This window comes from Clostridium sp. CX1, assembly GCF_025398335.1.
Classification (GTDB): Bacteria; Bacillota; Clostridia; order Clostridiales; family Clostridiaceae; genus Clostridium_AM; species Clostridium_AM tanneri.
Map to the genome: position 1 here is coordinate 273,154 of NZ_JAODOO010000005.1, position 7,625 is coordinate 280,778.

Annotated in this window: 6 protein-coding genes; all 6 read right to left on the reverse strand. The window is 31.9% G+C overall.

Translation table 11 applies throughout. The features are described from left to right. Positions 1 to 46 precede the first annotated feature (46 nt). Positions 47 to 2,485, reverse strand: a complete 2,439-nt coding sequence (locus N4T77_RS08015; RefSeq protein WP_261671235.1) for an ATP-dependent Clp protease ATP-binding subunit — start codon at positions 2,483 to 2,485, stop codon at positions 47 to 49. Positions 2,486 to 2,514: 29 nt separating this feature from the next. Then, entirely contained in the window at positions 2,515 to 3,543 is a 1,029-nt protein-coding gene (locus N4T77_RS08020) for a protein arginine kinase (protein ID WP_261671237.1), read from the reverse strand. Between the two features lie 10 nt (positions 3,544 to 3,553). After that, positions 3,554 to 4,072, reverse strand: a complete 519-nt coding sequence (locus N4T77_RS08025) for a UvrB/UvrC motif-containing protein (RefSeq protein WP_261671238.1) — start codon at positions 4,070 to 4,072, stop codon at positions 3,554 to 3,556. Between the two features lie 111 nt (positions 4,073 to 4,183). Continuing rightward, complete coding sequence (locus N4T77_RS08030) at positions 4,184 to 4,648, reverse strand: CtsR family transcriptional regulator (protein WP_261671239.1); 465 nt, start codon at positions 4,646 to 4,648, stop codon at positions 4,184 to 4,186. A 295-nt stretch (positions 4,649 to 4,943) separates the two neighbouring features. Continuing rightward, on the reverse strand, positions 4,944 to 5,186 hold the full coding sequence (locus tag N4T77_RS08035; RefSeq protein WP_261671240.1) for a hypothetical protein: 243 nt from the start codon (positions 5,184 to 5,186) through the stop codon (positions 4,944 to 4,946). A 125-nt stretch (positions 5,187 to 5,311) separates the two neighbouring features. Next, positions 5,312 to 7,405, reverse strand: a complete 2,094-nt coding sequence (gene fusA / locus N4T77_RS08040) for an elongation factor G (RefSeq protein ID WP_261671241.1) — start codon at positions 7,403 to 7,405, stop codon at positions 5,312 to 5,314. Positions 7,406 to 7,625 lie beyond the last annotated feature (220 nt).

Below are 7,625 nucleotides of genomic sequence, written 5' to 3' on the forward strand. Positions count from 1 at the left end.
ACATATACAATTTATACATTGCTTTATCAAAATAAATAATTTCATTCTAATGAGCCTTATTAAATACCAGCTCATTATTCTCTACACTGACTGTTACTTTATTCCCCTTCTTAACATTTCCTCTTAACATTTCCTCTGAGAGTTTATCTTCTACTACCTTTGTAATCGCTCTTCTTAAAGGTCTTGCACCATAGGTTATATCATAGCCTTCCTTGGCAAGCAATTCTTCTGCTTCATCGGTAAACTCAATTTCTATATTCTGATCTTTTAACCTCTCTGACACAGAACCTAACATTAATCTAACTATATGTCTCAAGTCCTCTTGTTGAAGCTGGTGGAATACAATTATATCATCTATTCTATTTAAAAATTCTGGTCTAAATGAACGCTTTAACTCATCCATTACATTGTCCTTCATTTTTTCATATTCATTCTGCTTTTCATCATCGCTGTCTAAAGCAAAGCCCATAGACTTTTGCTTTCTAATAGTGGAAGCACCTACATTAGACGTCATTATTATTATAGTGTTTCTAAAGTCTACAGTTTTACCTTTACCATCAGTAAGTCTTCCATCTTCAAGAATTTGAAGTAAAATATTAAAAACCTCTGGATGTGCTTTTTCTATTTCATCAAACAGTACAACAGAATAAGGATTTCTTCTAACTTTTTCTGTTAGCTGTCCTCCCTCATCATACCCTACATATCCTGGAGGTGAACCTATGAGTCTTGATACTGTGTGTTTTTCCATGTACTCTGACATATCAATTCTTATCATATTACTTTCGTCACCAAACATTGCTTCAGCTAATGCCTTCGATAACTCAGTCTTTCCTACACCTGTTGGTCCTAGGAATATAAATGAACCAATTGGTCTTTTAGGATCCTTAAGTCCTACCCTTGCTCTCCTTACAGCTCGTGATATAGACTTTACAGCTTCGCCCTGTCCTATTACTCTTTTATGAAGTATTTCTTCAAGTTTCAATAATCTTTCAGATTCTTTTTCAGTTAGCTTTTCTATAGGTATATTAGTCCACTTTGATACAACTGCAGCTATCTGAGGTTCTGATACAGTAAGGGTTGAAACTTCCTTTTGAGTCTTCCAGTTATTTTTCAATCCCTCTAATCTATCCTTTATTTCTTTTTCTCTATCCCTTAGCCTTGCAGCCTTTTCGAAATCTTGAACTCTTATAGAATCTTCTTTTTCCTTAGTAATCTTTTCAAGTTCTCCTTCTAACTCCTTTAAATCTGGTGGAGTAGTTAAGCTCTCGATTCTAACCTTTGCAGCTGCCTCATCAATTAAGTCTATTGCTTTATCTGGAAGATGCCTGTCAGTTATATATCTATCAGATAAAACCACTGCAGCTTCAATGGCATCATCAGTAATTTTTACTCTATGATGAGCTTCATATTTATCTCTCAATCCTTTCAGTATAAGAACAGCTTCCTCTTTAGTAGGTTCTCCTACCATTATAGGCTGAAATCTTCTTTCTAGAGCTGCATCCTTTTCAATATGTTTCCTATACTCATCTACAGTAGTAGCTCCTATACACTGTATCTCTCCCCTTGCTAGGGCTGGTTTTAAAATATTTGAGGCATCTATAGCTCCTTCTGCAGCTCCAGCACCTATAAGAGTATGAATTTCATCTATAAATAAAATTACATTTCCAGCCTTTCGTAGCTCTTCCATAACCTTTTTTAATCTATCTTCAAATTCGCCTCTATACTTAGACCCCGCTATCATTGATGATAAATCTAATGTAACTACTCTTTTATCTTTTAGTAGTTCAGGTATGCTAGCAGAAACTATTTTTTGCGCAAGTCCCTCAGCTATAGCAGTCTTACCAACACCAGGATCTCCGATTAAACATGGATTATTTTTTGTTCTTCTTGATAGAATTTCAAGAACCCTTTGGGTTTCTTTATCTCTTCCTATAACTGGATCTAATTTTCCTTCCCTAGCCATTTCAGTCAAGTCCCTGCCAAATTGGTCTAAGGTAGGTGTTGGTTCTCCATTACCCTTATTGGTATCAACAGAATTTGTTGATTGTTCTCCTGATAATGCATCTACTAATTCTTTTCGGAGCTTGTTAAAGTCTGCTCCTAAGTTGTTAAGAATAGTAAAAGCTACTCCCTCTGCTTCTCTAATTAGGGCCAATAGTATATGCTCAGGACTTATATAATTATGATTTAAAGTTCTTGCCTCAAGCAGGCTCATTTCTAAAAGTCTTTTTGTTCTTGGAGTGAGGGGAATTTCCTTTTTATAAAGTTCCATATCTCCCTTTCCCTCATATTCCTCTACTAAATTCCTAACATTTTCAACAGTAATAGTCATGCTATTTAACAATTTCTTAGCTATTCCATCTTCTCTTAAAACCCCAAGCAGAATATGCTCGGTTCCTACATATCCATGCTTAAGAGATTGTGCCTCCTCCTGAGCGTAAAAAAGAACTTTTTGTGCTCTTTCTGTAAATCTTCCAAACATCATAAATAATTCACCAACCTCACCTTATTATATTACTTTTCTACTAATCTTTCTCTAATCAATTTAGCTCTACTAAGATCTCTTTCTTTACTAGATAGCTTTTTATCATAGAGCTGCTGTATAACTGCATTTTGAGTATCTACTAAAAGATTGTTTAGCACTACTTTACTTACATCTTTAATTATTCCCATTTCTACACCTAATCTTACATCTGATAAAAGTTTTAAACATTCATCCGGATTTAAAAGCACCGCTGACTTTAATATTCCTAATGCTCTATAGATCCTATCCTCTGTTTCATATTTATATTTTCTTATAAGGTTTTCTCTTGATAAATTCTCCTCATTAATAATTTGACTTACAACTGCTTTCAAATTACTTATGATTTCTTCTTCACTTAATCCTAAAGTTATCTGATTGGATACCTGATAAATATTACCCCTTGCCTTTGAACCTTCTCCGTATAACCCTCGTACAGTCATACCAACTTGAGTAACTGCGTTTAACACTCCATTCATCTTGTTAGTTATAGTAAGGGATGGTAAATGAATCATTACCGATGCCCTAAGTCCTGTACCTATATTAGTAGGACAAGTTGTTAAGTATCCAAGGTTCTCATCGAAGGCATAGTCTAATTTTTCTTCTAAAAGGTTATCTATCTTTCCGCATAAGTCTTGTACTTCCTCTAAATCCAGTCCTGATGTTATACCTTGAATTCTGATATGATCCTCTTCATTTATCATAATACTTACAGTTTCATTTTCATCTACAATAAATGCCGCTTTACTAGTATTATCTAAAAGATTTTTGCTTATAAGATGTTTGTCAAAAAACACTTCATTGTCAATAAAATCATTTTCCCATAAGCGAATGGTTTTAAACTTATCCTCTGTGTGAGAAGAAGTGTAGAAAGCATTTTCTACATCCTTTATTAGTTTTTTTCCACCTTCCTCATCCATCTTGTGAGGAAATGGTATTTTATTTAAATTTCTTGCTAACCTTATTCTGCTACTTAATACTAAATCATCATTTCTTCCCTGTGATTTTATCCAATTTTCCATACTTAACCTCCTATTTTTCTTTCTCTTGCATTGACCTTATCTCATCTCTAATTTGTGCCGCTTTTTCATATTCTTCATTGGTTATTGCATTTTGGAGGTTTTCCTTTAACTCTATTAATTTTTTTCTCTTAATTATACTTTCTCCAGCCTTTCTAGGAAGTTTTCCTGTATGCTCCCAGTTTCCCTGTACTCTTCTAATAATAGGCTTTAAAGTTGATGCAAAGCTTTTGTAGCATTCACTACATCCTAATAACCCTGTCCTTTTAAACTCACTGTAAGTATTGCCACAATTACTACATGAGATATCAAAGGTATTTTCAGTTTGGTTATTAGGACCTATATAATCCATTATTCCACTCAATATATTTTGAAATGTAAAAGGTGATGATAAGTCTATTTGACTACTGAAATTAAATTCACCTTTTTCCTTTGCACATTTCTCGCATAAACTAAATTCATGCTTAGTACCATTCACTATTTTAGTTATGTGAACATTAGCATCATTTTTCTTGCAAACCTCGCACAACATTTTATCACTCCCATAAAATATAAAATAATATGTTTGAATTTAAATCGTCCGGTTTTAATGTAAATATTTTACATATAATATTATAACATAACTTTCAATTTGCTCAATAATTTAAGCTTTATTCAGGACTACCATTACAATAGACTTCAAAATATCAGCTCTTAATTTATTTCTATTCTCTAAGGAGCTACTTAATGTTCTATCGTTTATAGCTGCCTTTGAAATATTAAATTCACCTTCACTAATAATTCCCGATTCTAATAATCCTTCTATTAACTTGACGCCAGTACTATAGGTTATACTATCTCCAATCTTCTCATTTAAAATCTCAACTAAAGACTTATTTTTATAAAATTGAATCTGCTTTATTAAAATACATCCACCGCCGCCTCTTCTGCTTTCTATATAGTATCCCCTATCTACTGTAAATCTTGTTGTTAAAACATAGTTTATCTGTGATGGGGCACATTTAAAATAATTAGCTAATTCGTTTCTGACAATTTGAAGCTGGTTTCCATCACTATTTTTTAACATTTCTTTTATAAATTCTTCTATAACATCCGATAATCTTGTCATTATAATACTCCCTCGACTTTGACTTTCTTTGACCTTTACTTAATATTAATATTATTTTTTTATTTATTCAATCTTAATAATACTTGAAATATAAACATTTATGAGTAAAAGATAAAATTACATAGTTCTATCTCCTAATTTCAAATGTTTTTTATCAAATCGATAGTTACTTATTATTTTTTATCTACTAATAGCAGAGGTTTTAAACTTAATATATAAATTTAAAACCTCTTTATTTTTATATTTATCCATAATAAAAATGACTGCCTTATAATCTTGCTAAAGGCAGCTATTACTAAGTGTTAATATCCCTAGAAGCTTTAATAAAACACTTTTTAGTGTCGTAATCTTTATTTAAGTCAATCTTAAAGTTACTTTTTTCTAACATGTTACATATTATATTAATGCTCTCATTTTCTACATCCTCTATAGAGATCGTAAGATTATCAGTATTATTAACTATAGCTATATAATCATAAATACTACTATAATCAGCTAATTCTATTGTTCCAACTATATCCATACGGTATTCTGACATAAAATCTCCCCTTATTGAATTAATACAAAGATACTACTACATTATTTTCTCTTATATTTTATTAAAATATGCAAGATATTATTCCAATAAAAACCCAATAGCAATTAGCTATTGGGTTTTTAACCTTATACTTCCTCTTTAATTTTTAATTTCTTAGCCTCTTCTATTATTTTATTTACTTCAGTAGAAGGAACTTCCTCGTATCTTTCAAAATTCATTGTAAAGTTTCCTCTTGCTTGGGTCATAGACCTTAAATCAGTAGCATACTTAAACATTTCAGACTGTGGTACTTCAGCTATTATCATTTGTTTATCTCCATAAGGTTCCATACCTAAAACCCTACCTCTTTTCTTATTTATATCGCCAATTATATCTCCCATATAGTACTCCGGTACTGTTACCTCTACATGAACAATTGGTTCTAATAATATAGGCTGAGCTTCCATTAATCCCTTTTTATACGCTAAAGATGCAGCTATTTTAAAAGCCATTTCTGATGAATCTACAGGGTGATATGATCCATCATGAAGGGTTGCTTTTAATCTTATAACAGGGTATCCAGCTAATACTCCATGTTGTATACACTCTTTAAGTCCTTTCTCTACTGCTGGAATATACTGTCTAGGTACAACTCCTCCAACAACCTGATCTACAAACTGAAGATCATCTTCTCCATCATTTCTAGGTTCAAATTTTATCTTTACATCCCCATACTGACCATGTCCACCAGATTGTTTTTTATGCTTACCTTGTATATCTGACACCTTTTTAATAGTCTCTCTATAAGGTACCTTCGGTGTTTGAAGTATAACATCCGCTCCAAATTTACTTTTTAACTTACTTGCTATTACATCAAGATGAGTTTCTCCTAATCCTGAGACTATTGTTTCAGCATTTTCTACGTCTCTAGAAACCTTAAAGGTAGGATCTTCTTCTAACAATTTGTTTAATCCATTAGATATTTTATCTTCATCATTCTTAGACTTTGGCAACACAGCCATAGATATTACTGGATTAGGAAAATCTATTTTTTCAAAAATTACTGGATTTGATACATCACATAGTGTATCTCCTGTAGTGGTAAATTGAAGTTTAGCAACTGCTCCTATATCGCCGGCAATAATTTCAGCTGTAGGAATCTGCTGTTTTCCTCTTAAGAAATACATAGTTCCTATTTTTTCATTCTTGTCTTTGTTTGCATTATAAACAGATGAATCTGACTTAATCTTTCCTGTTACAACCTTGAACATTGATAGTTTTCCTACAAAAGGATCCGCTATCGTTTTAAATACAAAAGCAGAGAAAGGTAGCTTTTCATCAATTTTAATATTTGTTTCTAAATCGCCTTTTAAGTCTTTAGCTTTAAGTAATTCTGAATCTTCAGGTGATGGAAAACACTCGATTATGTCTTCAAGTAATGTTTCAATTCCAACGCCATTTAATGCTGAGCCACACATAACAGGCGTTATTTCGCCTCTAGCACACCCATTTATCAATCCATTATATATCTCTTCATCAGTTAATGTACCGTCACTGAAATATTTATCTAGTAAAGCTTCATCTGTTTCAGCTACAGCCTCAATAATCATATTTTTACATTCATCAACTTTATCTATAAGCTCTTCTGGTATATCTGCTTCCTTCATACTGTTGCTTTTAGCATCAAAAATTCTAGCTTTTCTTGAAATTACATTTATAACACCTTTAAAATTTTCTTCAGTCCCTATAGGATATTGTACTGGAACTACTGATATACCAAAGCTATCTTTTAATCCTGTCAAAACCTTGTCAAAGCTGGAATTTTCTCTGTCTAATTTGTTAATGTAGAGTGATCTTGGTAGTTTATATTTATTTACGTATTCCCAGGACTTTTCTGTCCCTACTTGTATACCAGATACTCCAGAAACAACTATCATTGCTATATCCGAAGCTCTTAAACCTTCAAAAACCTCTCCAACAAAATCAAAATATCCAGGCATATCAACTAAATTTATTTTAACATTTTCCCATTCACATGGAGTTATAGCAGTTGATATAGATATTCTTCTTCTCTTTTCCTCAGAATCATAATCACTAACTGTGTTTCCTTCTTCGACTTTTCCAAACCTATCTGTAGTTTTGGTATAATAAAGTATTGCTTCTGCTAAAGTGGTTTTACCTGAACCGCTATGTCCAATTATACCTACATTCCTTAGATTTTTAGTTGTGTAGTTTTTCATAAGCAATTCCCCCTTACTTTTAGGCTTAATTATATAGTTCTACTTTAATTTAAAAATTCCTTTCAGAATTAAATAAATTTTCAAAATAGTTCGATTATATATTTACCACTTATTCCATATTTTATGCTCGTAATAATAGAAATTATTAAAAATTTTTTCTACAGAGTTTTTGCATAATAAAAAAACACTAACTATAAAATAGTTAGTGTCTATATACTAA